At 49.6% G+C, this 1555-nt stretch carries 1 protein-coding gene; it reads right to left on the reverse strand.

Annotated features, from left to right (window positions below):
* Positions 1-102: 102 nt before the first annotated feature.
* The gene (gene ltrA / locus O9H85_RS37340; RefSeq protein ID WP_269886373.1) at positions 103-1395 is read right to left on the reverse strand and encodes a group II intron reverse transcriptase/maturase; all 1293 of its coding nucleotides are present in this window, start codon (positions 1393-1395) and stop codon (positions 103-105) included.
* Between the last annotated feature and the right edge of the window lie 160 nt (positions 1396-1555).

Genomic DNA, 1555 nt, shown 5'->3' on the forward strand with positions numbered 1-1555 from the left:
TACTAGAGTAAAGGGCAGAGAAATCTGCCCCTCCTCATCAAACCGTACGTGAGGTTTTCCCTCATACGGCTTTCCGATGTTCGTCATTCATGTGCATGCAGATCACAAGAGCGTTTTAAGTCCACATTGACTGGCCAGAAATCTTACTTCTTGAAGCGAGCCCATCCATCTTGCACGCTGTCTTTTCTTGGCATACCATCTCGTGAGCCTCTGCAAAATGTACCTGTCCAATTTTGCCAGCTTTAATTGGCTGTAGGCCGTGTAGTAATAGTTCCTCCACCCCTGAATCTTTGGATTCAGCCATTCCACGTGTTCGAGAAATGATTTATGCCTCATGTTCGGCGGGGCCAGACGTTCTTTTACGACCTCCCGGATGCGTTCTTCTGCTTTCCGGGCTAACCACTGCTGGGTTGTATAGTACACCTTCCCTTGAGAAGTCTCCGCTTTCGTTTTACGATGGTGCATGCCGAGAAAATCAAAGCCTTCTTCTCCTGTCCATAGTCCGACAATACGTGTTTTGGTCGGATGTAACGTCAGTTCAAGACGATCCATAATGGCACCAATAAGTTCGTATGCCCGTTCTGCGTCTTTCTTCGTTTTACATACGACTACGAGGTCATCCGCATAACGCGTAAGTTCCCCGAGTCCGCTACCATGTCGCTCCCATAGGATATCGAAGTAGTTCAGATAGATATTCGCGAGCAGCGGGGAGATGACTCCCCCTTGCGGCGTTCCCAGATCCGAACGTCGAACCGTTCCTTCCTCCATGACCCCTGCATTCAGCCACTTCCGTACCAGCTTCAAGATACGCCTGTCACTGATCCGTATTTCCACCAGTTTCATCAGCTTCTCCTGATTGATGTTGTCGAAGTAACCTTGGATGTCGACGTCGACCACCCAATTGCCTTTACGGTTGCATGCTTTTCGGATACGATCCAGCGCCTGCTTGGCGCTTCGCTTCGGCCTGAATCCAAACGAGGATTCCTGAAAATCCGCTTCAAAGATCGGTTCCATAACCATTTTCGTCGCCATCTGGATGACCCGGTCTCGGATTGTGGGAATACCTAGCGGTCTTTGTTTTCCATCTTTCTTCGGAATGTAGTGCCGTCTTACGGGCTGAGGATGATACTTGCCTTCTTTGAGGGTTCGATGGCATTCGTACAAGAAGAGATACTCTCCTTGCTTTTCGATGTCCGCAAGTGTCTCCCCGTCGATTCCAGCCGACCCTTTATTGGCTCGTACTCTCCTCCACGCTTCCCATAGAATGTCCATCCGGTAGACCTTGTCATAGAGCGCATGGAATCTACGCTTCTTGTTCTCCTTGGCCGCATGACCTAGTTTCTCTTGGAGTTGTTGAACGTTTTCCTTTGGTGTCGTTAGCCTCTTGGCATTCACTGACTCGTACCTCCTTAAGAAACATGAACAAAGTAGGGCTCCTTCCCTCCCGCAGGTTGTGTTGTCCTGCATTCATTGGTACTATGCGCCCCTCGGACTCCCTTCCTGCAGACGGCTCACTTCACTTTTTGGGCTTATAGAGCGCCTTTTTACGGTCTTT

Source organism: Paenibacillus gyeongsangnamensis, assembly GCF_027533625.1.
In the GTDB taxonomy this organism is placed as follows: Bacteria; Bacillota; Bacilli; order Paenibacillales; family NBRC-103111; genus Paenibacillus_G; species Paenibacillus_G gyeongsangnamensis.